Source organism: Ochrobactrum sp. 19YEA23 (assembly GCF_029909865.1).
GTDB classification, from domain to species: Bacteria; Pseudomonadota; Alphaproteobacteria; order Rhizobiales; family Rhizobiaceae; genus Brucella; species Brucella gambitense.
The window spans coordinates 286,267-312,201 of the sequence record NZ_JASAMQ010000007.1; the positions used below are offsets into that span (position 1 = coordinate 286,267).

A 25,935-nucleotide genomic window follows, 5' to 3' on the forward strand; every position below is an offset into this window, starting at 1 on the left:
TGTCGTTGCCATTCAAGCGCTACAGTGTCTCCATCAAAAGCATGCATATCAAGGAGACCCCCGCATGATCACCTGTTTCATCCGCTACCAGATCGATCCGTTCAAAGCGGATGCCTTTGCCGAATATGCACGCAATTGGGGGCAAGCCATTCCACGCTGCGGTGCGCAACTGATCGGCTATTTCGGGCCACATGAAGGTTCGGCCACGACAGCCTATGGGGTTTACTCGATAGAAAACCTCGCTGCTTACGAGGCCTATCGGGCGCGACTGGCAGCCGACCCGCTGGGACGCGAGAATTATGAATTTGCGCGTCGGGAACAATTCATCCGGTCTGAGGATCGCATCTTTCTCAAGTTGCAATCGGGACCCCATGCGGAGTTGAAAAAGCCATGATTGCAGTGATATTCGAAGTCTGGCCCGCAGATGACGAGCGGCGCGATCAATATCTGGATATAGCAGCAAGCTTGCGGGACGATCTCAGCCGCATTGACGGGTTCATCTCCATCGAGCGCTTTCAAAGCCTTGTGGAGCCCGACAAGCTGCTATCTCTGTCCTTCTGGCGTGATGAAGAGGCGGTGCGCGCCTGGCGCAACCTTCCAACCCATCGCATTGCCCAGACCAAAGGACGGAGCGGTGTCTTTGAAGATTATCGCCTGCGGGTTGCCAGTGTCGTTCGCGACTACGGGTTGGATGAGCGCCGCGAAGCGCCCGACGACAGCCGCACGGCTCACGCAGCCTAAGCTCATAAAGAAAAGGCCGGGTTGCCCCGGCCTTTTTTAGATTGCATTAGACGATCAGCGCCTTGACCGCTGCTATAGCAGCATCGGCCTTGTCGCCATCCGGTCCACCGGCCTGCGCCATGTCCGGACGACCGCCGCCACCGGCGCCGCCGAGTGCTGCAGAAGCGGCACGGACCAGATCCACGGCGCTGAAACGGCCAACCATGTCTTCCGTCACGGCAGCAACCGCGCTGGCCTTGCCATCTTCACCGACGCCGATGAACAGAACCACGCCGGAGCCGACCTGCTTCTTGCCTTCGTCAGCCAGCGGCTTCAGATCGCGTGGCGAAACGCCGGTCACGACCTTACCAAGGAAGTTGACGCCGTTCACAGCTTCAACCGCACTGCCGCCTTCCGACGAACCGCCGCCGAGCGCCAGCTTCTTGCGTGCATCCGACAGTTCGCGCTCAAGCTTCTTGCGCTCATCCATAAGGGCGTTGACGCGCTCCAACGCTTCGGCAGGCGTAGTCTTCAGCGCGTTGGCAATTGCCTTCACGCGTTCATCCTGCTCTTCGAGATAAAGGCGCGCAGCCTCGCCCGTCAGCGCTTCCATACGACGAACACCGGCTGCAACCGCACCTTCGGAAACGATGCGAACAAGGCCGATATCGCCTGTCTGGCGCACATGGGTACCGCCGCAAAGCTCGACCGAATAGGCCTTGCCCGACTTTGGACCATGCTTGGCAGTGCCCATCGAAACAACACGCACTTCGTCGCCGTATTTCTCACCGAACAGCGCCATCGCGCCTTCGGCAATCGCGTCGTCAACGGCCATCAGGCGCGTGGAAACCGGCGCGTTCTGGAGGATGATCTCATTGGCCATGTTTTCAACCTTGGCCAGTTCCTCAGCCGAAATTGGCTTCGGGTGCGAGAAGTCGAAGCGCAGACGGTCAGGCGCGACAAGCGAACCCTTCTGCGCCACATGGCTACCGAGCGTTTCGCGCAGGGCTTCATGCAGAAGATGGGTGGCCGAGTGGTTGGAGCGGATGCGCGTGCGGCGATCCGAGTCAACTTTCAGTTCGACAGCTTCGCCGGTCTTCGCAGTGCCCTTGGTGACTTCGCCGATATGAACGAAGACGCCCTCGCCCTTCTTTTGCGTATCCTTGACGGTGATCGCAAAGCCTTCGCCGGAAATCGTTCCGGTATCGCCCTGCTGGCCGCCCGATTCACCATAAAATGGAGTCTGATTGACGACGACCGCAACAGTCTCGCCTTCAGAAGCCGACTGCACTTCCGCGCCATCGCGCACCAGAGCAGCGATAACGCCTTCAGCGCTTTCGGTTTCATAACCGAGGAACTCGGTCGCACCGACCTTGTCCTTGATGCCAAACCAGATCGTCTCTGTTGCGGCTTCGCCCGAACCGGCCCAATTGGCGCGAGCCTCGGCCTTCTGGCGTTCCATGGCGGTGGAGAAGCCGTCCGTATCGACAGTGATGCCGCGCTGACGCAACGCATCCTGCGTCAGATCGAGCGGGAAACCATAGGTGTCGTAGAGTTTGAAAGCAGTTTCGCCATCGAGACGGTCACCTTCAACAAGCTTGCCCGATGCATCGGACAACAGGCCAAGACCGCGCTCCAGCGTCTTGCGAAAACGGGTTTCTTCCAGCTTCAGCGTTTCGGAAATCAACGCTTCGGCGCGGATCAGCTCCGGGTAGGCCTGGCCCATTTCGCGAATGAGCGCCGGCAGCAGACGCCACATCAAAGGCTCTTTCGCACCCAGAAGCTGGGCATGACGCATGGCGCGACGCATGATACGGCGCAGCACATAACCTCGACCTTCATTCGACGGCAGAACGCCATCGGCAATGAGGAAGCTCGAAGCGCGCAGATGGTCGGCAATCACACGATGGCTGGCACGGAAATCGCCTTCAGCCTTGACGCCGGTTGCTTCTTCCGACGCGCGGATCAGCGCCTTGAACAGATCAATGTCGTAATTGTCATGCACGCCCTGCAGCACGGCCGCAACGCGTTCCAGACCCATGCCGGTATCGATCGACGGACGCGGCAGATCAATGCGCTGATCCGGTGTCACCTGTTCGAACTGCATGAAAACGAGATTCCATATCTCGATGAAGCGGTCGCCGTCTTCATCTGGCGATCCGGGAGGTCCACCCCAGATGTGATCGCCATGATCGAAGAATATTTCCGAGCACGGACCGCACGGACCCGTATCGCCCATCGCCCAGAAGTTGTCGCTTGTGGCAATACGGATGATGCGGTCGTCGCTCAGACCGGCAATCTTCTTCCAGTAATTCGCGGCATCTTCATCTGTGTGATAGACGGTGACGAGCAGCTTGTCCTTCGGCAGACCGAATTCCTTGGTGATCAGGTTCCAGGCGAAGCTGATTGCGTCTTCCTTGAAATAATCGCCAAACGAGAAATTGCCCAGCATTTCAAAGAAAGTGTGATGGCGCGCCGTGTAGCCTACATTGTCGAGATCGTTATGCTTGCCGCCTGCACGCACGCATTTCTGCGAGGTGGTCGCGCGATTATAGGCGCGGTGTTCCAGCCCCGTGAAGACGTTCTTGAACTGCACCATGCCCGCATTGGTAAACATGAGCGTCGGGTCATTGCGCGGTACGAGCGGACTCGACGGAACGATTTCGTGTCCGTTCTTGCGGAAGTAATCGAGGAATGTGGACCTTATCTCGTTGACGCCAGCCATAATTCACCCTTGGGCTTTTCGTGCCCTGCATTGATGCACCCTGTTTCAAAGGCTGCATCGATTGTCTTTTCCACCTGCAAACCGCCAACAAATAACGGAGACCGCAGGCATTACTCCCTTCTCGCACAACAAAGACGTGAAGTGGAGTTCTTCGGTTGACCGCTTTTAACGATGTGCTGCTTTTCTGTCCAGATAAGCAGCGTGCGCCATAAAGGCAAATTCTGCCTGTGAAAGCACCTTTTGCCAGTGCTTTTAAATTCACATCAAGCCGCGACTGAAAAAAGAGAAGCCCCGCGCAACAGCACAGGGCTTCCAACTTCCAATCAGTACAGCGGTTCGAGCAAAACCTCTGGCGGATATTACATCTCCGCTACGTCGGACCCGCTGTCTTCTTCCGGGCCGCCATCATCGAGGAACTGCTCAGCAATCAAACCGGCATTCTGACGAAGCGTCGTCTCGATTTCGCGGGCGACCTCCGGATTGTCCTTGAGATAAAGCTTCGCGTTTTCACGGCCCTGGCCGAGACGCTGCGAATTATAGGAGAACCAAGCGCCGGACTTTTCGACAACGCCTGCCTTCACGCCAAGATCGACCAGTTCGCCCATCTTGGAAACACCGGCGCCATACATGATGTCGAATTCAACCTGCTTGAAGGGAGGAGCAAGCTTGTTCTTCACCACCTTCACGCGGGTCTGGTTGCCGACGACTTCATCACGCTCCTTGATGGAACCGATGCGGCGGATATCAAGGCGAACCGAAGCGTAGAACTTCAGCGCATTACCGCCGGTCGTCGTTTCAGGCGAACCGAACATGACGCCGATCTTCATACGGATCTGGTTGATGAAGATGACCATGCAGTTGGAACGCGAAATGGAAGCGGTAAGCTTGCGCAGCGCCTGGCTCATCAGACGAGCCTGAAGACCCGGCAGCGAATCGCCCATTTCACCTTCAATTTCCGCACGCGGTGTCAGCGCAGCAACAGAATCGATGACCAGAACATCGATGGCACCAGAGCGCACGAGCGTGTCGGTAATTTCAAGTGCCTGCTCGCCGGTGTCCGGCTGCGAGATCAGCAGGTTTTCCAGATCCACGCCAAGCTTACGCGCATAGACCGGATCGAGCGCATGTTCCGCATCAACGAATGCGCAGATGCCACCCTTCTTCTGAGCTTCGGCAATCGTGTGCAGCGCGAGCGTGGTCTTACCCGAGCTTTCCGGTCCGTAAATTTCAACGATACGGCCCTTGGGCAAGCCGCCTACACCCAGCGCGATGTCCAGAGAGAGCGAGCCGGTCGATACGGTCTCGATTTCGACCGCCTTGTCGTTCTGACCGAGGCGCATGATCGAGCCTTTGCCGAACGCTCTTTCGATCTGTGACAGCGCCGCATCAAGTGCCTTAGTCTTGTCCACTGAATTATCCTCAACAAGTCGCAATGAATTCTGAGACATCTTACACCATCCTCTTGTCCCGCTAGAAGCCCGGCAGGCTCATCGCTCATATCTATTTGTATCTGTTTTGTTCTCATTTGGCAACTCATGCAACATACTGAATTTATTTATTTTTATTATTTTGTTCCATTATTGTTCTCTATAATTAGAGACATGTAAAATAAAAAGCCTATCCACGCTTTAAGGCCAGCGGCGGCATCCAACGAAGCAACGATTCGCCAAAACAGACAAAAGCGCAGCCCTTCTTGCGAAGAACTGCGCTCGATATGGCGGGCCTTGGCGGCCCGATTCTAGCTGCTGAAGGGTTAGCTTGCGCCCCGCAGCGGCGAAATCTGGATTTCGACGCGGCGGTTCTGAGCGCGGCCTTCCGGCGTGGCATTGGTGGCCACTGGCTGGCTTGCGCCATAACCGATGATCGCAAAGCGACGCGGATCGATACCCTGTGAACCGAGATAGCTTGCCACCGATCCGGCACGACGCTGCGACAGGTCCTGATTGTGGCTGGCGCTGCCCGTCGAGTCGGTGTGCCCCAGAACGTCGACGAGGGTCTGGTTGAACTTGCGCAGCACGATGGCCACCGAGTTCAGCGTTGGATAGAACTGGCTCTTCACCTGATCCTGATCGGTGTCGAAGGTGATGCTCGACGGCATGTTCAGGATGATCTGATCGCCATTACGCGTCACCGAAACGCCGGTGCCCTGCAACTGCGCACGCAGTTCGCTTTCCTGACGATCCATATAATTGCCGATGGCGCCACCGCCGAGCGCGCCAATACCCGCGCCAATCAGCACGGCATTGCGCTGTGCGCGGCTGGAACCGCCAACCATAAGGCCGCCCAAAGCACCGACAGCAGCGCCGATTGCCGCGCCGCCTGCCGTGTTCGACATCTTCTGTTCGCCCGTATATGGGTCAGTGGTGCAGCCCGCCAGCAAAGTGGCTCCAATCAGGGCGATACCGATTCTTTTCAACATGCAAAGGTCATCCTCAATTTGCGATTCCGCGCGCATGATAATTGCGATTAAGGCCGGATGGTGTTCCAAATCTCGTATTTGAAACCCCAATCCTCACCTTTTAGCCAATACCGCCGCAAGAACGCAACTGCGCCGCGTAACGATTGGCCATCGCCTGTGCCCGCTTCGCGCCGCTGAGCGCCGTGGAATTGCCGCGCCACGCCCCGCGTGCGTAACCGCCATGACCACTGTAATAGGCCAGATAGAGGCTATAGGTGTCAGCGCGGTTGATGCCGTTCTTCTGATAGCTTTGATAGTGATACCAGCCGATGAAATGGATAGCGTCGGCAAAGTTAGTGCGTGAAGCGGTCCAACGGCCGGTCTCACGTTTATAACGATCCCAGGTGCCGTTCAGCGCCTGTGAATAGCCATAAGCGCTGGATGCGCGCTTCCACGGAATGATCCAAAGAATCTTGGTGCGAGGCGGTCTCGCATAGGGCTGAAAGCCCGATTCCGTATAGATCGTCGCCATCAGAACCGGAACCGGCACGCCGAACTCACGCGATGCGCGCGTCGCGGCAGTCTGCCAATTGTTGAACCAACCGTCACGCTGATCGAAGACTGCGCATACATTGCTGACCTGCCGTGGGGCGGTCGCACAGCCTCCAAGGATCACGAGCGCTACGAGACACAAAACGCGCATCATGGGAAACCTCATCAAATTGCAAAGATTGATAAAATGTAAAAGTAAACTTCCTATTAACCTGAATGCACAGCATCACGCGCGTGGCGCCCGATTCGGAAGTTCAATCTCATTGAATGAGATAATATTTTCTCAGCAATAAATAATATTGCCGAATAAATGCATTGATGACCGATTTAATAAATATAAAATCAAGCTAGTAACATTTGATAAAAAATTTGGAATTTCTAGAAATTACCCGTTCGATTATTGTTTTATTGAATAATTGGAGAATGAATTATGAGCTATATGCAATATTTTATTCCCTATGGATTTACCTATATATTTCTAGCTGCATCTGTCATCGCCGTCGTAACAAGACATGACATTGTTGCCCTCGCTCTCCTGATCGCCGTGTTCATCGCGGCACTGCTCGGAGAGTCCATCTCTCTGGTGGGCCTGTTGTCGCTGGCGGTGTTTTCGATCCTTACACATTGGCGGTTCAACATTCTCCGCGAAAGCATGTATCGCCGTTTTCCCTGGACCGAGCCGACAATGGACCTACTTGTAATCGCGGCATGTCTCACATTCTTCATTCATGTTGTGTGGGGCTTTCACAACACGAAAATCATCGACGCAGCGGTCATGTCCACTGGCGGCGTGCCATTTTCAATGTATTTGAATCTGGACAAGACGGCAGCTGCGATCATCCTTGCACTCAGCGGGCGTTTTTTCACTTCGGGAACGGAATTCGACGCCCCGATCAAGCGAACGGGAACAGCCGACACAGTGAAGATCATAGGAATGATGTGGGGCGGTTGCCTTATCACCCTGATCCCCGTCGCGCTGGTCATCGGCTATATCAAGTTCGACCCGAAGATCATGCCCCATTTCGGCATATGGGCCCTCAACAATCTGGTCTTCGTTGCCTTTGCGGAGGAAGTGCTGTTTCGCGGCATGATACAGGGACGCCTGCTTGCCTACTCATACTATCACCGCTGGCATCCGGCCTTTGCAATCACAATCAGCGCGATCCTGTTCGGTCTTCTGCACTTTGATGGCGGCGTAGCCTATATAGCGCTGGCGGGCGTTGCCGGGCTGTTCTATGGCACCGCCTATTACAAGACAGGTAGACTGATCTCATCAATCTCGGTTCATTTTCTGCTGAATCTGAGCCACGCGCTGTTTTTCACCTATCCAGCACTAATGCGTTAAACCTCACACGGGCAGGTTCTTACCGGTTCCTGCCCTGACGCTCATGACGCAGCTTTGCCCAATAGTCGAGCCGCTTGCGGATATCGCGTTCAAAGCCGCGTTCCGGAGGATCGTAGAACTTCTGCCGTCCCAGGCTTTCCGGGAAATAATCCTGTCCCGAAAAGGCATCCGGCTGATCGTGGTCATAGGCGTAACCGTCGCCATAACCCTCATTCTTCATCAGCTTTGTGGGAGCGTTGAGAATATGCTTTGGCGGCACTAGTGAACCATGTTCCTTGGCGGCGCGCATAGAGGCCTTATAAGCCATGTAAATGGCATTCGACTTGGGCGCGGTTGCGAGATAAACGCAAGCCTGCGCCAGCGCCAGCTCGCCTTCCGGCGATCCCAGATAATCATAGGCGTCCTTGGCGGCGTTGCAGATGACAAGCGCCTGCGGATCGGCGAGCCCGATATCTTCAACCGCCATGCGCACCAGACGCCGTCCGAGATAAAGCGGATCTTCGCCCGCATCGAACATGCGCGACAGATAATAGAGCGCCGCGTCAGGATCGGACCCGCGCACCGATTTATGCAGGGCAGAGATCAGATTGTAATGCCCGTCCTGGCTCTTGTCGTAAACCGGAGCACGACGCTGCACCACGTCCTGAAGTTTTTCGGCGGTAAAGATCTCTTCCGGGCGCGCGGCGCGCCAGACTTCTTCAGCCAGCGTCAATGCAGCACGACCATCGCCATCGGCCATACGAATCAGGCTGGCCCTCGCCTCCTCGTCCAATGGCAGCGAGCGATCTTCCTGTTCCTCTGCCCGGATAAGCAGCGTCGCGATGCTCTCTGCGTCATGCGGATGGAAGGTCAGCACACGCGCGCGTGAAAGAAGAGCAGCGTTGAGTTCAAATGACGGGTTTTCAGTGGTCGCGCCGATCAGGATGACCGTACCGTCTTCCATCACCGGCAGGAACGAATCCTGCTGCGCGCGGTTGAAACGATGGATCTCGTCCACGAAAAGCAAGGTCTGACGCCCGGACATGCGCCTTGCACGAGCCGTCTCGAAGACTTTCTTGAGGTCGGCCACGCCGGAGAAGATTGCAGAAATCTGCTCGAAAGCCAGATCGGTCTCGCCCGCCAGCAGGCGCGCGACCGTGGTTTTACCGGTTCCGGGCGGGCCCCAGAAAATCATCGAACCGAGCGAACCGGATTCGATCATGCGCGTCAGCACGCCTTCCGGCCCGGTCAGATGTTCCTGACCGGTCACCTCCGACAAGTGCCGGGGCCGCAGGCGGTCCGCGAGCGGACGGTTACGGTCCGCATTCGGGTCTGAGGCCGATGAAAAAAGATCGCTCATTCGATAACTCGGTCGATAAATAAAATGCCGCTTCAGGCATAATCTTACCTGAAGCGGCATGCAACTTTTCGTGGCGGGTTTATCGAACGAACTGGCGCAGAAGCGTACCGTTGCGTTCGATTTCCATCCGCCATGCCAGACCACGGCCCGCATTGAGGACCGAAGAAAGATCGGTCACGCTGCGGATCACATTGCCGTTCAGATTGCGAATGATATCGCCCGGGCGCAGCCCCAGCCTTGCAGCGGGCGAGCCCGAATAGACATCCATCACGGCTACACCATTTACATCGCTCTTCAGACGCAGTTTGGTCGCTGTGGAAGGCGTCAGCTCCTGCACCGCAGCGCCTGCGAAAGGATTATCGCCCTTGATAATGAGTGGTGCTGTCTGCTTCACTTCCGGCGCTTTGGTCAGCTTGACCGGCACGGTAAGATTTTCACCACCGCGCAGGATCGCAACAGAGATCGTGCTGTCGATCCCTGCGGTTGAAAGACGATAGCCAAGCACATCCTGATTATCCACGCGGGCACCCTGCACCGAGAGGACAACATCGCCGACCTTCAGGCCTGCGGCTTCCGCCGGTCCACCCTTGGCAACAGCGGTAATCAAAGCGCCATAGGGCTTTTCCATACCGAGGCCTTCGGCCAGATCCGCCGTGACACCCTGGAAGGTCGCACCGATATAAGGACGTTCAAAGCTGGAACTGCCCCGCTGCGCCGCATCGATCACCGCACGAACCATGTTGGACGGAATAGCGAAACCGATGCCGACAGAGCCGCCGGAGCGTGAATAGATCGCCGTATTGATGCCAATCAACCGCCCACGCATATCCACCAACGCGCCGCCGGAATTACCCGGATTGATGGCTGCGTCAGTCTGGATGAAGAAGTCAAAATCGGAAATTCCAACCTGCGTGCGCGATTGCGCCGAGACAATGCCGCTCGTCACGGTCTGGCCGACACCGAACGGGTTGCCGACAGCAAGCACCAGATCGCCCACCTCCACCTCGTCGGAATTGCCAAGCGACAGGACTGGAAACTTTTCCTTGGAATCGATCTTCAATACGGCAAGATCGGTGGTCTCGTCGCGCAGCAGCAGCTTGCTTTCGAATTCGCGACCATCGGAAAGAGCGACCTTGATTTCATCCGCATCCTTGATGACGTGATTGTTGGTCACGACAATGCCCGATGAATCGACGATAACGCCGGAACCGAGCGACTGCTGGATACGCGGCTTGCTATCGCCGAACTGTTTGCCGAAAAACTGTTCGAAGAATGGGTCGCCTGCAAATGGCGAGCGTGCCTGTGCCTGAACCTGTCGCGCAGCATAGACATTAACGACGGCGGGCGTGGTTTCCTTCACCAACGGCGCGAAGGAGAGCTGCATATCTCCGCGACTGAGCGGTATCTGCTTTGCTGGAGCCGCTGGCGCATCCTGCGCTGAAGCTGGCAGGCTTGCCATGCCAATCGATGCCAGAATAATGCCCGCAATCCCGAAACGTCGCCAATTCATGCACAAACTCCGCGCTTTCCCAGCCTGCCCGCAAGACTTCCGGTGGAAGCATACGAGACTCGTTGTCCATATGTAATCAACTGAGGCCAAGGATAAAGGGCCACATTGTGACCACGGACGAAAAGCTGGTGTAATTTTCCCTCACATCAATGTGTGAGCGCATATGTCAGCAACAGCGCAAACAAAAAGGGCCGCACGAGGCGGCCCTTTTTAATCTCTGCTCATAATCATGCATTATCCGACGCAAAGACGCTTAGCGCATTTGCTGGAAATGCTTTGATTACGCTGCGTCGGCTTCAGCAGCAGCTTCAGCTTCTACGCGAGCGCGGTCAGCCTTGCCCTTAGCATCGACATCGCGTTCCACGAATTCAACAACAGCCAGAGGCGCGTTGTCGCCAGCGCGGAAGCCAGCCTTCATGATGCGGATGTAGCCGCCGTTGCGGGTTGCATAGCGCGTAGCCAGCGTATCGAACAGCTTAGCCACGACCTTAACGTCGCGGATAGCCGAGATAGCCTGACGGCGTGCATGCAGGTCGCCGCGCTTGCCGAGCGTGACAAGCTTTTCTACGATCGGACGGATTTCCTTAGCCTTAGGAAGCGTGGTCACAATCTGTTCATGCTCGATGAGCGAAGCCGCCATGTTGGCGAACATTGCCTTGCGATGCGAGGCAGTGCGGTTCAGCTTACGCTGTCCATTACCGTGGCGCATGGCCTTCTCCTTTAATTCGTAACGTACCGGGATATGCCGGTCTTATCTTCGTTTTACGCATTGTCCGACGCGAAACCGCTTCGCACTTTCGCTGGAAATGCTGGTCTTTAATTCAAGCATTATCCCGCGCGAAACCGCTTCGCACTTTCGCTGGAAATGCTTAGTATTGGTCTTCGTAACGCTTTGCGAGATCTTCGATATTTTCCGGCGGCCAGGACGGGATTTCCATACCAAGATGGAGACCCATCGACGCGAGAACTTCCTTGATCTCGTTGAGCGACTTGCGGCCGAAATTCGGAGTCCGCAGCATCTCGGCTTCCGTCTTCTGGATCAGATCGCCGATATAGACGATGTTGTCGTTCTTCAGGCAGTTTGCCGAACGGACAGACAGTTCGAGTTCGTCCACCTTCTTGAGCAGAGCCGGGTTGAAAGCCAGTTCCGCAACCTGTTCCTGCGGGGCTTCCTTCTGAGGCTCTTCGAAGTTGACGAAGATCGCCAGCTGGTCCTGGAGAATACGAGCAGCGTAAGCCACTGCGTCTTCGCCCGTAACCGAGCCGTTGGTCTCGATGTTCAGCGTCAGCTTGTCATAATCGAGAACCTGACCTTCACGGGTGTTCTCAATCTTGTACGACACCTTGCGAACCGGGGAATACAGGCTGTCGACCGGGATAAGCCCAATCGGAGCGTCTTCCGCACGGTTGCGGTCGGCAGGCACGTAGCCCTTGCCGGTGTTGACGGTGAATTCCATGCGGATTTCAGCGCCTTCGTCCAGCGTGCAGATGACGTGATCCGGGTTAAGGATTTCGACATCGCCGACAGTCTGAATGTCGCCAGCCGTAACGGCACCTGGGCCTTCCTTGCGGACGACCATGCGCTTCGGGCCCTCGCCTTCCATACGGATGGCGATTTCCTTGACGTTCAGAACGATATCCGTAACGTCTTCGCGGACGCCCGGAATAGAAGAGAATTCATGCAGAACGCCGTCGATCTGTACGGCGGTCACGGCAGCGCCGCGCAGCGACGACAGAAGCACGCGACGCAGAGCATTACCGAGCGTCAGACCGAAGCCGCGTTCCAGCGGTTCAGCAACGACGGTTGCGTGCGTGCGGGAGCCGTGGGTGAAAAATTCCACCTTGTTCGGCTTGATCAGTTCCTGCCAGTTCTTCTGGATCATGTGAGTATCCCTCTATCAATCGTCGCTACCATCCTATCGTAGCGATCAAGTGAAGAAACCGCAGAGGAGCCCCGGATGAAATCCGAGGCTCTTGCAGCATGTGAACGAGGATTAGACCCGGCGCTTCTTGCGCGGACGGCAACCGTTGTGCGGGATCGGCGTAACATCGCGGATCGACGTGATCACAAAGCCGGCAGCCTGAAGGGCGCGCAGCGCGGATTCACGGCCAGAACCCGGTCCGCAAACCTCGACTTCGAGGGAGCGCATGCCGTGTTCCTGAGCCTTCTTGGCGCAATCTTCGGCAGCGATCTGTGCGGCGAACGGGGTCGACTTACGCGAACCCTTGAAACCCTGAGCACCGGCGGAAGACCAGGCAATAGCATTGCCCTGAGCATCCGTGATGGTGATCATGGTGTTGTTGAACGTCGAATTTACGTGGGCAACGCCCGACGAGATGTTTTTACGCTCGCGACGGCGAACGCGCGTGGCTTCCTTGGCCATGATAGTCCTTTCAATCGATCTCTACACCGCCGTAATTCCAGCGGCTACACCGGTCCTCTAGAAAGGACCAGTATCAAACCCAACCGGCGCACCGGAAAGGCCCGACGGAACGAAAACGTTCCGTCGAAATTACTTCTTCTTGCCTGCGATAGCCTTCGCCGGACCCTTACGGGTGCGTGCGTTGGTATGCGTGCGCTGGCCGCGAACCGGCAGCGAACGACGATGACGCAGGCCACGGTAGCAACCCAGGTCCATCAGGCGCTTGATGTTCATCGAAACTTCACGACGCAGGTCACCTTCGACCTGGTAGTCAGCATCGATTGCTTCGCGGATCTGAAGGACTTCAGCATCCGTCAGCTGGTTAACGCGACGATCGTCGGCAATGCCAACCTTCGTTACGATTTCCCGAGCAAATTTCGGTCCAATCCCGTGGATGTACTGAAGCGCAATAACAACGCGCTTGTTCGTCGGGATGTTGACGCCAGCGATACGTGCCACGTCTGTTCTCCTTAATGTTAATCACTTCCGCCTGAAAGACTAATCCCCCAGACAGCATAAAATGACCGGTATCGGCCTCTTTTCGATTTCCGCCGCTACCTGCCATTCAAAACCAAATGAAGTGGCGCAGTCTTTGACGGAATCGCCCGAAAAAGTCAACTCTTAACTGTCCGTAAAGCCATCAAACCGGCCTGACAGAGAATCAAAGCGACTTCTGGAAGCAATAAACGGGCAGAGAATCGCAAAGCGTTTCTCTGCCCGTGTTTGTATCTGCGCATCCTGCTTTACAAAAACCGAACCCGGTATCTGGGCCGATGCGATAGTCCAAGGCTTTGAAAAGCCTTATGCCGGAACGAGAATTCTCTCGATTTCAGCGGTAACTTCTTCAACCGGAGCCATACCGTTGAGGACACGCAATTCGCCAGTCCCGGCATAGTAGGTCGAAAGCGGCGCGGTCTTTTCGCGATATTCGACAAGACGCTTGCGGAAAGCTTCCGGATTGTCATCCGAGCGCACCTGACCGCCCTTGGCGATCGTTTCGGCCACGCGGCTCTCCATCCGCTTGACCAGGGCATTCTCATCAACCTTCAGCTCGATGACAGCATCAAGCTTCAGGCCTTTGTTTGCGAGCATTCCGCCAAGAGCTTCAGCTTGCGGAACGGTACGTGGGTAGCCGTCGAGAATGAAACCATTCGCGCAATCCGGAGCATCAATGCGCTCCGACACGATCTGGTTGACGATCTCGTCGGATACCAACTGACCGGCATCCATAACTGCTTTGGCGCGCTTTCCGACTTCGCTCTGTTGAGCGACTGCCGAACGCAGCATATCGCCAGTCGAAAGCTGCGGAATTCCATGCTTCTTGGTAAGAAGTCCAGCCTGCGTCCCCTTACCTGCTCCGGGCGGCCCAAGAAGTATCAGTCTCATTTATTACGTTTCCCACCTCTGAGTTTGGACTTCTTGATCAGCCCTTCATACTGATGGGCGATAAGATGTCCCTGAACTTGCGCAACCGTATCGAGCGTCACGCTCACAACGATCAGCAGCGATGTACCACCAAGATAGAATGGCACGCCGGTCGCGGAAATCAGGAATTCCGGCAGAAGACAGACAAGCATAATATAGATGGCGCCGACAACCGTGATGCGGGTCAACACATAGTCTATATATTCGGCAGTCCGTTCACCGGGGCGAATGCCCGGGATGAAGCCGGAATGCTTCTTGAGCTGGTCAGCAGTGTCCTTGGGATTGAACACGATGGCCGTATAGAAGAAGCAGAAGAACGCCATCAAGCCTGCGTAGAACAGCATGTAAAGAGGCTGTCCATGGCCCAACGCGTTGAGAATCGTGGTTGCCCAGCCAGGCATTTCCGTCGTGTTGGCGAAGCCAGCAACAGTCGCAGGCAGAAGCAGCAGCGACGATGCGAAGATCGGCGGAATCACGCCAGCCGTATTGAGCTTCAGCGGCAGGTGCGAAGTATCGCCCTGGAACATGCGGTTGCCAACCTGACGCTTCGGATACTGGATCAGCAGGCGGCGCTGCGCACGCTCGACGAACACGATGACCGCGATCAGGGCAATTGCGAGCACGATGACGCCCAGAATAAGGCCTGTTGACAGAGCACCGGTACGGCCCAGTTCCAGCGTGCCCGAAATGGCATGCGGAAGGTTTGCAACGATACCCGAGAAGATGATCAGCGAAATACCGTTACCGATACCGCGCGCCGTGATCTGCTCACCGAGCCACATCAGGAACATGGTGCCGCCAACGAGCGTAATCACCGATGAAACGATGAAGAACGGTCCCGGGCTCACCACAATACCGTTACCCGACTGCAAGCCGACCGAAATGGCATAGGCCTGCACGAGCGCCAGAAGCACTGTACCGTAACGCGTATACTGATTGATGATCTTACGGCCCGCCTCGCCTTCCTTCTTCAGTGCTTCAAGCGACGGAACAACCGACGTCATGAGCTGCACGATGATGGAGGCAGAGATGTAAGGCATGATGCCGAGCGCGAAAATGGCCATACGACCAACGGCGCCACCGGCGAACATGTTGAAAAGTCCGAGCACACCCTGGCTATGCTGCTGGAAAGCCTGCGCAAGAGCGTCAGGATTGATTCCTGGAAGCGGAATATAGGTGCCGAACCGATATACGAGCAAAGCGCCCAGAGTAAACCAGATGCGCTTCTTGAGTTCTTCAGCTTTCGAAAAAGCCGAGAAATTGAGATTGGAAACTAGCTGTTCAGCAGCCGATGCCATTAAATTTCTCCGGTGAAAAGTCTCCGGTCCCCTACCCCCATCGACGCGCGTTTATTCAACCCGCATCCTCACGGACAAGAAGACCCAACCCAGATATGCGCATTGGCATAAATGTGCAAGCGGCGGCCCAGTTTTTATCGCAATTCCAAATAGAAAAATGCGTTGCATTTATCCGGAATCGCTCTGGGCCGCCGCTTATAATTTTAGTGCAGAAGCCTTATTCGGCAGCTGCGGCTTCCGGAAGCTTGATGCTGCCGCCAGCCTTTTCGATTTTCTCGACTGCCGACTTGGAAGCGCCAGCAACCTCAAAGGTTACCTTAGCCTTCAGCTCGCCATCCGAAAGAATGCGAACACCGTCCTTGGCGCGACGAATCACACCAGCAGCCTTCAGCGCTTCGAGGTTCACAACAGCCTTGGCATCCAGCTTGCCGGCGTCGATAGCGGCCTGAACACGGCCGAGCGACACAACGTTGAAGCTCTTTGCGAAGATGTTGGTGAAGCCGCGCTTTGGCAGACGGCGGTAGATTGGCATCTGGCCGCCTTCAAAGCCATTGATCGCGACGCCCGAACGGGACTTCTGACCCTTGACGCCGCGGCCAGCGGTCTTGCCGGTGCCCGAGCCGATACCACGGCCAACGCGCTTGCGAGCCTTGACGGAACCTGGCTTGTCACGCAGATCGTTGAGTTTCATGTCTCTATCCCCTGCGTTATCAGGCCTCGTCCACGATGCGGACGAGATGCTGAACCTTGGCGATCATGCCACGAACCGAAGGAGTATCCTCCAGCGTGCGGCGGCGGTGCATTTTGTTAAGTCCGAGACCGATCAGCGTTGCACGCTGCTCGGCTGGACGACGGATAGGGCTTCCGATCTGTTCGACCGTAACCGTCTTACCCTTCTTCTCAGCCATCACTCAAATCCTTTGTCTATGGCATATCCGATGGCCCGGCTCAGTATCGAATGCAACTTCTTGCAGAAACTGTCAGGCCCCGGACTAACACAAACTATCGGCTATTCTTCCGAACCGACCACATCATGGCGGCGAGCCTGAAGGGTCGAGTACTTGATGCCGCGCTGTGCCGCGATATCCTTCGGATGCATCTGATGCTTGAGGGCATCAAACGTCGCGCGAACCATGTTGTATGGGTTCGACGAACCGAGCGACTTGGCAACAACGTCCTGAACGCCGAGCGTTTCGAACACTGCACGCATCGGACCACCGGCGATGATACCCTTACCGGCAGGAGCTGCACGGAGCAGAACCTTGCCAGCGCCATGACGGCCTTCGACGTCATGATGCAGAGTACGACCCGAACGCAGCGGAACGAAGATCATGTCGCGCTTAGCAGCTTCGGTAGCCTTACGGATAGCTTCCGGCACTTCACGTGCCTTGCCATGACCGAAGCCTACGCGGCCCTTCTGATCGCCAACGACGACGAGAGCAGCAAAACCGAAGCGACGGCCGCCCTTGACGACCTTGGCTACGCGGTTGATGTGAACGAGCTTGTCAACGAACTCGCTGTCGCGCTCCTCGCGACCGCGGTCTTCGCGGTTACGTTCTCTCTGTGCCATATCCTGATTTCCTTTTTTCTTTTCCGGAAGCACAAACTTCTATTAGAAGCTGAGGCCGCTTTCGCGGGCAGCTTCGGCGAGAGCCTTCACGCGGCCGTGGAAAATGAAAGCTCCACGGTCGAACACTACGTTCTTGACGCCAGCCTTGGCGGCACGCTCAGCAACCAGCTTGCCAACAGCAGCTGCTGCTGCCTGGTCCGCACCGGTCTTGAGCTTGCCCTTGAGGTCGCCATCGAGGGTCGAAGCGGCCGCGAGCGTAACGCCGCGGACGTCGTCGATGATCTGGGCGTAGATGTTCTTGGAAGAACGGTGCACGCTGAGGCGTGGCTGGCCGTTGGCGACAGACTTGAGCTGACGGCGCACGCGAGCAGCGCGACGCTGCAAAGTTTCTTTTGGCGATGCCATGACGCGCTTCCCTTACTTCTTCTTGCCTTCTTTGCGAACGATCTTCTCGCCCGCATACTTGACGCCCTTGCCCTTGTAAGGCTCGGGGCCGCGATATTCGCGGATCTCAGCCGCGACCTGACCGACCTGCTGCTTGTCGATACCGTTGATGACGATTTCCGTCGGCTTCGGTACAGCAACAGTAATACCAGCAGGCACGTCATAAACCACTTCGTGGCTGAAGCCGAGCGAAAGCTGCAAGTTCTTGCCCTGCATGGCAGCGCGATAACCAACGCCGCTGATTTCGAGCTTCTTTTCGAAGCCGTCCTTCACGCCAACAAAAATGTTGGAGATCATCGTGCGGGACATGCCCCACTTCGAACGAGCTTCCTTAGACTGATCGCGCGGATCGACGCTGACAGCGCCGTCTTCCAGCTTAACCAGAACTTCATCGTGCACGACGAAGGAGAGTTCCCCCTTCGCGCCCTTGGCCTTGACGATCTGCCCATCAACACTGGCGGTCACGCCTGCCGGGACCGGCACGGGTTTTTTACCGATACGAGACATTTTTATACCTGTCTTTTATCTGTTCGCTGTCAACCGCATCAGAAGATGCGGCAGAGCAGCTCACCACCAACGTTTTGTTCACGGGCTTCATGATCCGCCATAACGCCCTTCGGCGTGGAGAGGATCGAGATGCCGAGGCCGTTCGCGACCTGCGGGATCGACTTGACCGACACGTAAACGCGACGACCAGGCTTCGATACGCGGCTGATCTCGCGGATAACCGGAACACCTTCATAATACTTCAGCTCGATTTCGATCTCGGCCTTGCCGTTCACGAATTCGCTCTGCGAATATCCGCGGATGTAACCTTCAGACTGAAGAACATCGAGAACGCGAGCGCGCAGCTTCGAAGCCGGGGTCGTAACCTTGGTCTTCTTGCGGCCTACTGCGTTGCGGATACGGGTCAGCATATCGCCGAGAGGATCTGACACAGACATATGCTACTCCTTACCAGCTCGACTTGACGATGCCCGGGATCTGACCGAGCGAACCCAACTGACGGAGCGCGATACGCGACATCTTCAGTTTACGGTAATAACCACGCGGACGGCCCGAAACTTCGCAACGATTGCGAATACGAACCTTCGATGAATTGCGCGGCAGTTCGGCAAGCCGGATAGTGGCGCGGAAGCGCTCCTCCAGCGGAAGGCCCTGATCCATTACGATCGCCTTCAGGCGTGCACGCTTTTCAGCATGACGCTTAACCAACTTTTCGCGGCGCTTGTTTTTTTCGACTGCGCTAGTCTTGGCCATGTTATCTATACCTCGCTACGCTTGCCGTTACTGCCGAAACGGGAAGTTGAATGCACGCAGAAGAGAGCGCGCTTCATCATCCGTCTTGGCGGTCGTGCAAACGATGATGTCCATGCCCCAGATCTGATCAACTTTATCGTAGTTGATTTCGGGGAACACGATGTGCTCCTTGATGCCCATGGCAAAGTTGCCACGTCCGTCAAAGCTCTTCGGGTTCAGGCCGCGGAAGTCGCGAACGCGAGGAAGAGCAATCGTAACCAGACGATCAAGGAATTCATACATGCGGTCCTGGCGAAGGGTAACCTTCGTGCCGATCGGCATGTCTTCACGCAACTTAAAGGTTGCGATCGAGTTACGGGCGCGCGTGATGACGGCCTTCTGGCCAGCAATCTGGCTGAGGTCTTCTGCGGCTACCGACGGCTTCTTCGAATCGCCGGTGGCTTCGCCAACGCCCATATTGAGGACAACCTTCGTGATGCGTGGGATCTGCATCTCGTTGTCGTATTTGAACTCTTCAAGCAGAGCCTTACGGATATTATCCTGATAAAGCTTCTTGAAGCGTGGAAGTGCCTTAGCTTCAGCCATCGATCAGCGCTCCAGAACGTTTTGCGACACGAACCTTCTTGCCGTCCTCAACGCGGAAACCGACGCGGGTCGGCTTGCCATCCTTGGGATCAACAATTGCCAGGTTGGACAGGTGGATCGGCGCTTCCTTGGAGATAATGCCGGCTTCCTGGGTCTGGGTCTGGCGCTGATGACGCTTCACAATATTAATGCCGCGTACGAGCGCCTGCTCGTCCTTAGGCATAACCTTAAGGACCTCGCCCTTACGGCCCTTGTCCTTACCGGACAGCACGACAACGCTGTCGCCTTTGCGAATCTTTTGCATCGTTGTGCTTCCTTACAGAACTTCCGGAGCCAGCGAGATGATCTTCATGTGGTTCTTTGCGCGAAGTTCGCGCGGAACCGGTCCGAAGATACGCGTGCCGATAGGCTCTTTCTTGTTATCGATGAGAACAGCTGCGTTGTTATCAAAACGAATTACGCTGCCGTCCGGACGACGGATGTCCTTGGCGGTGCGTACAACAACCGCCTTCATCACGTCACCCTTCTTGACGCGGCCGCGCGGAATAGCTTCCTTGATCGACACCACAATGATGTCGCCAACGGAAGCATAACGCCGCTTCGAGCCGCCCAGCACCTTGATGCACATGACACGACGTGCGCCGGAGTTATCCGCCACGTCGAGGTTTGTTTGCATCTGAATCATGACTGGCCGCCTTCTTTTCCTTCAGCTGGTTAAGGGCTCCTGCCCTACCTAAGCTGCGTGTTTGTAATTTAGCCCGCTGCTTCGTTCGTCAGAACGACCCAGCGTTTGTCCTTCGAGATTGGAGCCGATTCCTGAATGGAAACGGAATCACCAACCTTGAACTGGTTGTTTTCGTCATGCGCCTTGTACTTCTTCGACTGACGCACGGTCTTCTGGAGGAGCGGATGCGAATAGCGACGCTCAACCTTAACCACAACAGTCTTGTCGTTCTTATCGCTGACGACAACGCCCTGCAGAACGCGTTTAGGCATGATATTTTTTCCTTATGCCTTGCTTTCGGCCGCCTTCTGGCGGGCAATAGTCTTAATACGCGCAATGTCGCGGCGAACCTGCTTCACGCGCGCGGTCTTTTCGAGCTGGCCGGTAGCCTTCTGAAAGCGCAGATTGAACTGTTCTTTCTTCAGTGCGGCCAACTCGTCGTTCATCTGATCGGTGCTTTTCGCCCGAACGTCTGCGGCTTTCATAGTTGCCTCTCCTTATTCAGCAATGCGCTGGATAAAGCGCGTCTTGATCGGCAACTTTGCTGCGCCGAGTCTGAGGGCTTCGCGTGCCACATCTTCGGGTACGCCGTCAAGCTCAAACATTACGCGACCTGGTGCCACACGGCATGCCCAGTAGTCAACCGAACCCTTACCTTTACCCATACGGACTTCGGTAGGCTTCGAAGTAACCGGCAGGTCAGGGAAGATGCGGATCCACACGCGACCGGCACGTTTCATGTGACGGGTGATCGCGCGGCGAGCCGCTTCGATCTGACGTGCGGTGACGCGTTCCGGCTCGAGAGCCTTCAGACCGAAAGCACCGAAATTCAGATCCGTGCCGCCCTTCGAGTTGCCGTGGATACGGCCCTTGAACTGCTTGCGGAACTTGGTGCGCTTAGGCTGCATCATTGTTCTCTACTCCAAATTTCTCGCCCGCGGCCCGCTTTTTAAGCGTTTTCGCGGCGGCGGTTCGACGAGGAACCCTGATTGTCACCCTCGACCGCACGACGTTCGGAAGCCATCGGATCGTGTTCAAGGATCTCGCCCTTGAAGACCCAGACCTTCACGCCGCAGATACCATAAGCGGTCTTCGCTTCTGCTGTGCCGTAGTCAATATCGGCGCGCAGAGTGTGAAGCGGAACGCGACCTTCACGGTACCATTCCATGCGAGCGATTTCCGCGCCACCCAGACGACCCGAGCAGTTGATACGGATACCTTCGGCTCCAAGACGCATTGCCGACTGAACGGCACGCTTCATGGCGCGACGGAATGCCACACGGCGTTCGAGCTGCTGAGCGATCGACTGAGCGATCAGCGTAGCGTCGATTTCCGGCTTGCGAACTTCAACGATGTTGAGCGAAGTATCGGCATTGGTCATCTCGGAAAGCTTCTTGCGGAGCTTTTCGATGTCTGCACCCTTCTTGCCGATGATGATGCCCGGACGAGCCGAGTGAATCGTCACGCGGCACTTCTTGTGCGGACGCTCAATCACGATCTTCGAAATCGCAGCCTGCTTGAGTTCTTCGGTGAGGAACTCACGGATCTTGACATCTTCATGCAGCAGCTTGCCGTACTCACCGGTATTTGCGTACCAACGCGAATCCCAGGTGCGGTTGATGCCGAGACGAAGACCGATCGGATTAATCTTCTGACCCATTATGCGGCCTCCCCTTTTTCCGCGACTTCGCGGACAACAATGGTGAGATGCGAAAACGGCTTCTCGATACGGCTTGCCTTACCACGTCCGCGGACGTGGAAGCGCTTCATGACGATCGACTTACCGACATAGGCTTCGGCGACGATCAGAGCATCGACGTCGAGGTCGTGATTGTTTTCAGCGTTTGCAATCGCCGACTCAAGCGTCTTCTTAACCGTATCGGCGATCCGCTTGCGCGAGAACGTCAGATCGGCAAGTGCCGCATTCACTTTCTTGCCGCGAATCAAGCTCGCGACAAGGTTAAGCTTCTGCGGGCTGACGCGGAGCGTACGGGCGACGGCTTTCGCCTCGTTATCCTTAAGCTGGCGGGGAGCCTTGGCCTTGCCCATCGTTACTTCCTCTTTGCCTTCTTGTCCGCGCCGTGACCGTAGTAGGTACGCGTAGGCGCGAATTCACCGAACTTGTGTCCGACCATTTCTTCCGAAATCGACACCGGCACATGCTTGTTGCCGTTGTAGACGCCGAAAGTCAGACCGACAAACTGCGGCAGGATGGTGGAGCGGCGGCTCCACATCTTGATAACTTCGTTACGACCGCCTTCGCGTACCTTCTCAGCCTTGTTGAGAAGATAGCCGTCGACAAACGGACCTTTCCAAACTGAACGAGCCACTTTAGACTACCTCTCTTACTTCTTGCGCTGATGGCGCGAACGCATGATGAACTTGTCGGTCGCCTTGTTCGAGCGCGTCTTCTTGCCCTTCGTAGGCTTGCCCCACGGAGTGACAGGGTGACGACCACCCGAGGTACGACCTTCACCACCACCATGCGGGTGATCGACCGGGTTCATTGCAACACCGCGAACGTGCGGACGCTTGCCACGCCATACCGAACGACCGGCCTTGCCGTCGTTGATATTGCCGTGATCCGGGTTCGAAACTGCACCAACCGAAGCGAAGCAGGCGCCGGAAACCAGACGCTGTTCACCAGAGTTGAGGCGCAGGATCGCCATGCCCTGGTCGCGACCGACGAGCTGGGCGTAGGTGCCAGCCGAACGTGCGATCTGACCGCCCTTACCAGGCTTCAGTTCGACGTTGTGGACGATCGTGCCAACAGGCATCGAAGCGAGCGGCATTGCGTTGCCCGGCTTCACGTCGACGGAGTTACCAGCAACAACCTTGTCGCCAACAGCAAGACGCTGCGGAGCCAGGATGTATGCGAGTTCACCGTCTTCGTAACGGATCAGCGCGATGAACGCGGTGCGGTTCGGATCGTATTCCAGGCGTTCGACGGTGCCGACGACGTCAAGCTTGCGACGCTTGAAGTCGATGAAGCGGTACGAACGCTTGTGACCACCGCCCTGAAAGCGAACAGTGATACGACCAGTGTTATTACGGCCACCCTTCTTGGACAGACCTTCGGTCAGGGACTTGACCGGCTTGCCCTTGTAGAGTTCCGAGCGATCCACGATGACCAGCTGACGCTGGCTTGGCGTGGTCGGATTAAAATGCTTGAGTGCCATTGTCTCTTACTCCAAGGCCTCTCAGAGACCGGTCGAAACGTCGATGCTCTGGCCTTCGGCCAAAGTAACGATCGCTTTCTTGACGTCGCTCTGGCGCCCGATAATGCCGCGGAACCGCTTGACCTTACCCTTGCGCACTGCAGTGTTGACTGCGGTAACCTTGACGCCGAACAGCGCTTCGACTGCAGCCTTGATTTCCGGCTTCGTTGCCTTGCGGGCTACGTTGAAGACGACCTGGTTGTGTTCAGAAACCAGAGTAGACTTCTCGGTGATAACCGGGCTGACGATCACGTCGTAATGGCGAAGATCAGTCATTTGAAACGCTCCTCGAGGGCTTCGACAGCCGCCTTGGAAAGCACGAGCTTGCCACGGCGAAGAATGTCGTAAACATTGATGCCCTGCACTGGCAGAACGTCGATGTTCGGGATGTTCGAAGCCGCACGCTGGAAGTTCACGTCGATCTCTGCACCACCGATGAGGAGTGCATTTTCAAGACCGAGCTTGGCGAACTGAGAAACAAGCTGCTTCGTCTTGGCTTCGGAAGCCGCCAGATCATCGATGATGATCAGGTCGGATGCCTTTGCCTTGGCGGAAAGAGCATGACGCAGGCCAAGAGCGCGAACCTTCTTCGGCAGGTCGTGTTCATGGCTACGGACAACTGGTCCGTGAGCCTGACCACCACCGCGGAACTGCGGAGCGCGAGCCGAATGGTGACGAGCGCGACCCGTACCCTTCTGCTTGTACATCTTCGCGCCGGTGCGGCTTACGTCGCCACGGCCCTGAGCCTGATGGGAGCCCTGCTGGCGGCGAGCCAGCTGCCAGCGCACGACGCGCTGAAGAATGTCGTCACGCGGGTCGAGGCCGAAGATATCTTCGTTCAGCTTGACCTTGCCGGCATCCTTGCCTTCAAGAGTTGTAATCGTGAGATCCATTATTCGGCTCCCTCAGTCGCGGCGACTTCAGCCTTGGCGGCACCTGCACGCAGAGCGGCCGGCTTCGGCGCGCTTTCTGGCAGCGAGACCTTGACTGCGTCGCGGACGATGATCCAGGCGCCCTTGGAGCCCGGAACCGCGCCGCGGACCAGAATGAGGCCACGATCAGTGTCCGTCGAGACAACTTCAATATTCTGCGTGGTCACGCGGGTCTGGCCCATATGACCAGCCATCTTCTTGCCCTTGAACACCTTACCCGGGTCCTGACGCTGACCGGTCGAGCCGTGAGCGCGGTGGGTAACGGAGTTACCGTGGGAGGCACGATGACCAGCAAAATTGTGACGCTTCATAACACCGGCAAAACCTTTACCGATCGAAGTACCCGTCACGTCGACCTTCTGGCCGGCGACGAAGTGTTCGGCGGTGATTTCCGCGCCGACTTCGAGGAGGTTGTCCGGAGAAACGCGGAATTCCGCAAGCTTCGCCTTGGGCTCGACCTCGGCCTTCGCGAAATGACCGCGCATAGCCTTGGACGTGTTCTTCACTTTGGCGATACCAACGCCAAGCTGAACAGCCGTGTAACCATTCTTTTCAACTGTACGCTGAGCTACCACGTGGCAATTCTCCATGCGGAGAACCGTCACCGGCACATGCTCGCCGGCGTCGTTATAGACGCGGGTCATGCCCAGCTTCTGTGCAATAACACCTGAACGCATCGGGTTCGTTCCTTCCGTCCTCAAGCCGATTAAAGCTTGATCTCGACATCGACACCTGCGGACAGATCGAGCTTCATCAGCGCGTCAACAGTCTGCGGGGTCGGGTCAACGATATCGAGAAGACGCTTGTGCGTGCGCATCTCGAACTGCTCGCGGCTCTTCTTGTCGATGTGCGGCGACCGGTTAACTGTGAACTTCTCGATCCGCGTAGGAAGCGGGATCGGTCCGCGCACATTTGCACCGGTACGCTTGGCAGTCGACACGATTTCCCGCGTCGAAGCGTCAAGGATCCGATGATCAAACGCCTTAAGGCGAATGCGGATGTTTTGACCGTTCATTTCATCTGTTCCTTGTTACGCGGAGCGTCTCCGGAGAGACGCTCCTGCACAAACCTTAATTACTCGATGATCGAAGCGACGATGCCTGCACCGACGGTGCGGCCACCTTCACGGATAGCGAAGCGGAGCTTCTCTTCCATGGCGATCGGGACGATCAGCGTAACGTCAACGGTGACGTTGTCGCCAGGCATAACCATTTCCGTGCCTTCCGGCAGGGTCACAACACCGGTCACGTCAGTCGTACGGAAGTAGAACTGCGGGCGGTAGTTGGTGAAGAACGGCGTATGACGGCCACCTTCGTCCTTGGTCAGAATGTATGCTTCTGCCTTGAACTTGGTGTGCGGCTTAACCGAACCCGGCTTGCAGAGAACCTGACCGCGCTCAACGTCGTCACGGCCAACGCCGCGAACCAGTGCGCCGATGTTGTCGCCAGCCTGGCCCTGATCGAGCAG

36 protein-coding genes and 1 pseudogene are annotated in these 25,935 nt (G+C 56.4%); 3 read left to right on the forward strand and 34 right to left on the reverse strand.

The genetic code is table 11. The features are described 5' to 3' along the window. The first annotated feature begins 64 nt into the window (after positions 1-64). Both QBD01_RS18920 and QBD01_RS18925 read left to right on the forward strand, forming a co-directional pair. On the forward strand, positions 65-394 hold the full coding sequence (locus QBD01_RS18920) for an NIPSNAP family protein (protein ID WP_280994093.1): 330 nt from the start codon (positions 65-67) through the stop codon (positions 392-394). Continuing rightward, entirely contained in the window at positions 391-741 is a 351-nt protein-coding gene (locus QBD01_RS18925) for an antibiotic biosynthesis monooxygenase (protein WP_280994094.1), read from the forward strand. The genes QBD01_RS18920 and QBD01_RS18925 overlap by 4 nt, the downstream gene beginning before the upstream one ends. Before the next feature lie 46 nt (positions 742-787). Here the strand turns inward: QBD01_RS18925 and alaS are convergent, their stop codons facing one another. From alaS to QBD01_RS18945, 4 genes are all read right to left on the reverse strand, one after another. Continuing rightward, positions 788-3,445, reverse strand: a complete 2,658-nt coding sequence (gene alaS, locus QBD01_RS18930) for an alanine--tRNA ligase (RefSeq protein WP_280994095.1) — start codon at positions 3,443-3,445, stop codon at positions 788-790. A 359-nt stretch (positions 3,446-3,804) separates the two neighbouring features. Continuing rightward, positions 3,805-4,893, reverse strand: coding sequence for a recombinase RecA (gene recA / locus QBD01_RS18935; RefSeq protein WP_280994096.1), 1,089 nt, complete (start codon positions 4,891-4,893; stop codon positions 3,805-3,807). A 305-nt stretch (positions 4,894-5,198) separates the two neighbouring features. Then, complete coding sequence (locus QBD01_RS18940) at positions 5,199-5,864, reverse strand: OmpA family protein (protein WP_138786846.1); 666 nt, start codon at positions 5,862-5,864, stop codon at positions 5,199-5,201. A gap of 100 nt (positions 5,865-5,964) precedes the next feature. Next, positions 5,965-6,549, reverse strand: coding sequence for a transglycosylase SLT domain-containing protein (locus tag QBD01_RS18945; protein WP_280994097.1), 585 nt, complete (start codon positions 6,547-6,549; stop codon positions 5,965-5,967). Between the two features lie 276 nt (positions 6,550-6,825). On the opposite strand from QBD01_RS18945, the gene QBD01_RS18950 reads away from it, so the two are divergent. Next, a complete protein-coding gene (locus QBD01_RS18950) occupies positions 6,826-7,740 on the forward strand; it encodes a CPBP family intramembrane metalloprotease (protein ID WP_280994098.1) in 915 nt (304 codons plus the stop codon). 19 nt (positions 7,741-7,759) lie between these two features. Here the strand turns inward: QBD01_RS18950 and QBD01_RS18955 are convergent, their stop codons facing one another. The 30 genes and pseudogenes from QBD01_RS18955 to tuf form a co-directional block, all read right to left on the reverse strand. Further along, a complete protein-coding gene (locus tag QBD01_RS18955) occupies positions 7,760-9,079 on the reverse strand; it encodes a replication-associated recombination protein A (RefSeq protein ID WP_280994099.1) in 1,320 nt (439 codons plus the stop codon). A gap of 79 nt (positions 9,080-9,158) precedes the next feature. Beyond that, positions 9,159-10,589 (reverse strand): DegQ family serine endoprotease, encoded by a 1,431-nt coding sequence (locus tag QBD01_RS18960; RefSeq protein ID WP_280994100.1) that lies wholly within the window; start codon positions 10,587-10,589, stop codon positions 9,159-9,161. A gap of 280 nt (positions 10,590-10,869) precedes the next feature. Further along, positions 10,870-11,298 carry a 50S ribosomal protein L17 gene (gene rplQ / locus QBD01_RS18965; RefSeq protein ID WP_078340790.1) on the reverse strand — a complete coding sequence of 143 codons (429 nt, stop codon included), beginning with the start codon at positions 11,296-11,298 and terminating at the stop codon, positions 10,870-10,872. A 160-nt stretch (positions 11,299-11,458) separates the two neighbouring features. After that, positions 11,459-12,472 carry a DNA-directed RNA polymerase subunit alpha gene (locus QBD01_RS18970; RefSeq protein WP_078340789.1) on the reverse strand — a complete coding sequence of 338 codons (1,014 nt, stop codon included), beginning with the start codon at positions 12,470-12,472 and terminating at the stop codon, positions 11,459-11,461. Between the two features lie 111 nt (positions 12,473-12,583). Beyond that, complete coding sequence (gene rpsK / locus QBD01_RS18975; protein WP_002964339.1) at positions 12,584-12,973, reverse strand: 30S ribosomal protein S11; 390 nt, start codon at positions 12,971-12,973, stop codon at positions 12,584-12,586. A gap of 129 nt (positions 12,974-13,102) precedes the next feature. Next, a complete protein-coding gene (rpsM, locus tag QBD01_RS18980; protein ID WP_078340788.1) occupies positions 13,103-13,471 on the reverse strand; it encodes a 30S ribosomal protein S13 in 369 nt (122 codons plus the stop codon). A 342-nt stretch (positions 13,472-13,813) separates the two neighbouring features. Further along, positions 13,814-14,398 (reverse strand): adenylate kinase, encoded by a 585-nt coding sequence (locus tag QBD01_RS18985; protein WP_078340787.1) that lies wholly within the window; start codon positions 14,396-14,398, stop codon positions 13,814-13,816. Then, the gene (secY, locus tag QBD01_RS18990; RefSeq protein ID WP_280994101.1) at positions 14,395-15,735 is read right to left on the reverse strand and encodes a preprotein translocase subunit SecY; all 1,341 of its coding nucleotides are present in this window, start codon (positions 15,733-15,735) and stop codon (positions 14,395-14,397) included. The genes QBD01_RS18985 and secY overlap by 4 nt, the downstream gene beginning before the upstream one ends. A gap of 217 nt (positions 15,736-15,952) precedes the next feature. Beyond that, positions 15,953-16,426, reverse strand: coding sequence for a 50S ribosomal protein L15 (rplO, locus tag QBD01_RS18995; protein ID WP_078340785.1), 474 nt, complete (start codon positions 16,424-16,426; stop codon positions 15,953-15,955). A 19-nt stretch (positions 16,427-16,445) separates the two neighbouring features. After that, positions 16,446-16,643: a 50S ribosomal protein L30 gene (gene rpmD, locus QBD01_RS19000; protein WP_078340784.1), complete on the reverse strand. Its 198-nt coding sequence runs from the start codon at positions 16,641-16,643 to the stop codon at positions 16,446-16,448. A gap of 101 nt (positions 16,644-16,744) precedes the next feature. After that, the gene (gene rpsE / locus QBD01_RS19005) at positions 16,745-17,305 is read right to left on the reverse strand and encodes a 30S ribosomal protein S5 (protein WP_006467009.1); all 561 of its coding nucleotides are present in this window, start codon (positions 17,303-17,305) and stop codon (positions 16,745-16,747) included. A gap of 42 nt (positions 17,306-17,347) precedes the next feature. After that, positions 17,348-17,710 carry a 50S ribosomal protein L18 gene (rplR, locus tag QBD01_RS19010; RefSeq protein WP_182521793.1) on the reverse strand — a complete coding sequence of 121 codons (363 nt, stop codon included), beginning with the start codon at positions 17,708-17,710 and terminating at the stop codon, positions 17,348-17,350. A gap of 12 nt (positions 17,711-17,722) precedes the next feature. Continuing rightward, positions 17,723-18,256 (reverse strand): 50S ribosomal protein L6, encoded by a 534-nt coding sequence (gene rplF, locus QBD01_RS19015; RefSeq protein ID WP_078340782.1) that lies wholly within the window; start codon positions 18,254-18,256, stop codon positions 17,723-17,725. A gap of 38 nt (positions 18,257-18,294) precedes the next feature. Then, positions 18,295-18,693 carry a 30S ribosomal protein S8 gene (gene rpsH, locus QBD01_RS19020; protein ID WP_078340781.1) on the reverse strand — a complete coding sequence of 133 codons (399 nt, stop codon included), beginning with the start codon at positions 18,691-18,693 and terminating at the stop codon, positions 18,295-18,297. Positions 18,694-18,703: 10 nt separating this feature from the next. Continuing rightward, positions 18,704-19,009, reverse strand: a complete 306-nt coding sequence (rpsN, locus tag QBD01_RS19025) for a 30S ribosomal protein S14 (protein ID WP_078340780.1) — start codon at positions 19,007-19,009, stop codon at positions 18,704-18,706. A 27-nt stretch (positions 19,010-19,036) separates the two neighbouring features. After that, the gene (rplE, locus tag QBD01_RS19030) at positions 19,037-19,594 is read right to left on the reverse strand and encodes a 50S ribosomal protein L5 (RefSeq protein ID WP_078340779.1); all 558 of its coding nucleotides are present in this window, start codon (positions 19,592-19,594) and stop codon (positions 19,037-19,039) included. Next, positions 19,587-19,898, reverse strand: a complete 312-nt coding sequence (gene rplX, locus QBD01_RS19035; RefSeq protein ID WP_078340778.1) for a 50S ribosomal protein L24 — start codon at positions 19,896-19,898, stop codon at positions 19,587-19,589. The genes rplE and rplX overlap by 8 nt, the downstream gene beginning before the upstream one ends. A gap of 12 nt (positions 19,899-19,910) precedes the next feature. After that, positions 19,911-20,279, reverse strand: coding sequence for a 50S ribosomal protein L14 (gene rplN, locus QBD01_RS19040; RefSeq protein WP_004683923.1), 369 nt, complete (start codon positions 20,277-20,279; stop codon positions 19,911-19,913). A 68-nt stretch (positions 20,280-20,347) separates the two neighbouring features. Further along, on the reverse strand, positions 20,348-20,590 hold the full coding sequence (gene rpsQ / locus QBD01_RS19045) for a 30S ribosomal protein S17 (RefSeq protein WP_109369223.1): 243 nt from the start codon (positions 20,588-20,590) through the stop codon (positions 20,348-20,350). Between the two features lie 12 nt (positions 20,591-20,602). Further along, entirely contained in the window at positions 20,603-20,803 is a 201-nt protein-coding gene (rpmC, locus tag QBD01_RS19050) for a 50S ribosomal protein L29 (RefSeq protein ID WP_078340776.1), read from the reverse strand. A 12-nt stretch (positions 20,804-20,815) separates the two neighbouring features. Then, complete coding sequence (gene rplP / locus QBD01_RS19055) at positions 20,816-21,229, reverse strand: 50S ribosomal protein L16 (protein ID WP_002964355.1); 414 nt, start codon at positions 21,227-21,229, stop codon at positions 20,816-20,818. A gap of 38 nt (positions 21,230-21,267) precedes the next feature. Further along, entirely contained in the window at positions 21,268-21,978 is a 711-nt protein-coding gene (gene rpsC / locus QBD01_RS19060) for a 30S ribosomal protein S3 (RefSeq protein ID WP_006467024.1), read from the reverse strand. After that, positions 21,978-22,367 carry a 50S ribosomal protein L22 gene (gene rplV, locus QBD01_RS19065; RefSeq protein ID WP_182521792.1) on the reverse strand — a complete coding sequence of 130 codons (390 nt, stop codon included), beginning with the start codon at positions 22,365-22,367 and terminating at the stop codon, positions 21,978-21,980. The genes rpsC and rplV overlap by 1 nt, the downstream gene beginning before the upstream one ends. Positions 22,368-22,369: 2 nt before the next feature. Continuing rightward, positions 22,370-22,648: a 30S ribosomal protein S19 gene (rpsS, locus tag QBD01_RS19070; RefSeq protein WP_109369226.1), complete on the reverse strand. Its 279-nt coding sequence runs from the start codon at positions 22,646-22,648 to the stop codon at positions 22,370-22,372. 15 nt (positions 22,649-22,663) lie between these two features. Next, on the reverse strand, positions 22,664-23,497 hold the full coding sequence (gene rplB / locus QBD01_RS19075) for a 50S ribosomal protein L2 (RefSeq protein WP_113533596.1): 834 nt from the start codon (positions 23,495-23,497) through the stop codon (positions 22,664-22,666). 21 nt (positions 23,498-23,518) lie between these two features. Beyond that, the gene (locus QBD01_RS19080) at positions 23,519-23,812 is read right to left on the reverse strand and encodes a 50S ribosomal protein L23 (RefSeq protein ID WP_078340773.1); all 294 of its coding nucleotides are present in this window, start codon (positions 23,810-23,812) and stop codon (positions 23,519-23,521) included. Further along, the gene (rplD, locus tag QBD01_RS19085; RefSeq protein ID WP_078340772.1) at positions 23,809-24,429 is read right to left on the reverse strand and encodes a 50S ribosomal protein L4; all 621 of its coding nucleotides are present in this window, start codon (positions 24,427-24,429) and stop codon (positions 23,809-23,811) included. The genes QBD01_RS19080 and rplD overlap by 4 nt, the downstream gene beginning before the upstream one ends. After that, positions 24,429-25,145, reverse strand: coding sequence for a 50S ribosomal protein L3 (gene rplC / locus QBD01_RS19090; protein WP_078340771.1), 717 nt, complete (start codon positions 25,143-25,145; stop codon positions 24,429-24,431). Before rplC ends, rplD begins: the two co-directional genes overlap by 1 nt. 29 nt (positions 25,146-25,174) lie before the next feature. Further along, on the reverse strand, positions 25,175-25,483 hold the full coding sequence (rpsJ, locus tag QBD01_RS19095; protein WP_002964363.1) for a 30S ribosomal protein S10: 309 nt from the start codon (positions 25,481-25,483) through the stop codon (positions 25,175-25,177). Between the two features lie 59 nt (positions 25,484-25,542). Continuing rightward, positions 25,543-25,935, reverse strand: a pseudogene (gene tuf / locus QBD01_RS19100) (elongation factor Tu); the annotation flags it as partial.

Coding starts and splice junctions, on each gene's coding strand:
- QBD01_RS18920 (WP_280994093.1), top strand. CDS start 65: ATGATCACCTGTTTCATCCGCTACCAGATCGATCCGTTCAAAGCGGAT.
- QBD01_RS18925 (WP_280994094.1), top strand. CDS start 391: ATGATTGCAGTGATATTCGAAGTCTGGCCCGCAGATGACGAGCGGCGC.
- alaS (WP_280994095.1), bottom strand. CDS start 3,445: ATGGCTGGCGTCAACGAGATAAGGTCCACATTCCTCGATTACTTCCGC.
- recA (WP_280994096.1), bottom strand. CDS start 4,893: ATGTCTCAGAATTCATTGCGACTTGTTGAGGATAATTCAGTGGACAAG.
- QBD01_RS18940 (WP_138786846.1), bottom strand. CDS start 5,864: ATGTTGAAAAGAATCGGTATCGCCCTGATTGGAGCCACTTTGCTGGCG.
- QBD01_RS18945 (WP_280994097.1), bottom strand. CDS start 6,549: ATGATGCGCGTTTTGTGTCTCGTAGCGCTCGTGATCCTTGGAGGCTGT.
- QBD01_RS18950 (WP_280994098.1), top strand. CDS start 6,826: ATGAGCTATATGCAATATTTTATTCCCTATGGATTTACCTATATATTT.
- QBD01_RS18955 (WP_280994099.1), bottom strand. CDS start 9,079: ATGAGCGATCTTTTTTCATCGGCCTCAGACCCGAATGCGGACCGTAAC.
- QBD01_RS18960 (WP_280994100.1), bottom strand. CDS start 10,589: ATGAATTGGCGACGTTTCGGGATTGCGGGCATTATTCTGGCATCGATT.
- rplQ (WP_078340790.1), bottom strand. CDS start 11,298: ATGCGCCACGGTAATGGACAGCGTAAGCTGAACCGCACTGCCTCGCAT.
- QBD01_RS18970 (WP_078340789.1), bottom strand. CDS start 12,472: ATGATCCAGAAGAACTGGCAGGAACTGATCAAGCCGAACAAGGTGGAA.
- rpsK (WP_002964339.1), bottom strand. CDS start 12,973: ATGGCCAAGGAAGCCACGCGCGTTCGCCGTCGCGAGCGTAAAAACATC.
- QBD01_RS18985 (WP_078340787.1), bottom strand. CDS start 14,398: ATGAGACTGATACTTCTTGGGCCGCCCGGAGCAGGTAAGGGGACGCAG.
- secY (WP_280994101.1), bottom strand. CDS start 15,735: ATGGCATCGGCTGCTGAACAGCTAGTTTCCAATCTCAATTTCTCGGCT.
- rplO (WP_078340785.1), bottom strand. CDS start 16,426: ATGAAACTCAACGATCTGCGTGACAAGCCAGGTTCCGTCAAGGCTCGC.
- rpmD (WP_078340784.1), bottom strand. CDS start 16,643: ATGGCTGAGAAGAAGGGTAAGACGGTTACGGTCGAACAGATCGGAAGC.
- rpsE (WP_006467009.1), bottom strand. CDS start 17,305: ATGGCACAGAGAGAACGTAACCGCGAAGACCGCGGTCGCGAGGAGCGC.
- rplR (WP_182521793.1), bottom strand. CDS start 17,710: ATGGCATCGCCAAAAGAAACTTTGCAGCGTCGCGCTGCTCGCGTGCGC.
- rplF (WP_078340782.1), bottom strand. CDS start 18,256: ATGTCTCGTATCGGTAAAAAACCCGTGCCGGTCCCGGCAGGCGTGACC.
- rpsH (WP_078340781.1), bottom strand. CDS start 18,693: ATGTCTGTGTCAGATCCTCTCGGCGATATGCTGACCCGTATCCGCAAC.
- rpsN (WP_078340780.1), bottom strand. CDS start 19,009: ATGGCCAAGACTAGCGCAGTCGAAAAAAACAAGCGCCGCGAAAAGTTG.
- rplE (WP_078340779.1), bottom strand. CDS start 19,594: ATGGCTGAAGCTAAGGCACTTCCACGCTTCAAGAAGCTTTATCAGGAT.
- rplX (WP_078340778.1), bottom strand. CDS start 19,898: ATGCAAAAGATTCGCAAAGGCGACAGCGTTGTCGTGCTGTCCGGTAAG.
- rplN (WP_004683923.1), bottom strand. CDS start 20,279: ATGATTCAGATGCAAACAAACCTCGACGTGGCGGATAACTCCGGCGCA.
- rpsQ (WP_109369223.1), bottom strand. CDS start 20,590: ATGCCTAAACGCGTTCTGCAGGGCGTTGTCGTCAGCGATAAGAACGAC.
- rpmC (WP_078340776.1), bottom strand. CDS start 20,803: ATGAAAGCCGCAGACGTTCGGGCGAAAAGCACCGATCAGATGAACGAC.
- rplP (WP_002964355.1), bottom strand. CDS start 21,229: ATGATGCAGCCTAAGCGCACCAAGTTCCGCAAGCAGTTCAAGGGCCGT.
- rpsC (WP_006467024.1), bottom strand. CDS start 21,978: ATGGGTCAGAAGATTAATCCGATCGGTCTTCGTCTCGGCATCAACCGC.
- rplV (WP_182521792.1), bottom strand. CDS start 22,367: ATGGGCAAGGCCAAGGCTCCCCGCCAGCTTAAGGATAACGAGGCGAAA.
- rplB (WP_113533596.1), bottom strand. CDS start 23,497: ATGGCACTCAAGCATTTTAATCCGACCACGCCAAGCCAGCGTCAGCTG.
- QBD01_RS19080 (WP_078340773.1), bottom strand. CDS start 23,812: ATGACTGATCTTCGCCATTACGACGTGATCGTCAGCCCGGTTATCACC.
- rplD (WP_078340772.1), bottom strand. CDS start 24,429: ATGGATCTCACGATTACAACTCTTGAAGGCAAGGATGCCGGCAAGGTC.
- rplC (WP_078340771.1), bottom strand. CDS start 25,145: ATGCGTTCAGGTGTTATTGCACAGAAGCTGGGCATGACCCGCGTCTAT.
- rpsJ (WP_002964363.1), bottom strand. CDS start 25,483: ATGAACGGTCAAAACATCCGCATTCGCCTTAAGGCGTTTGATCATCGG.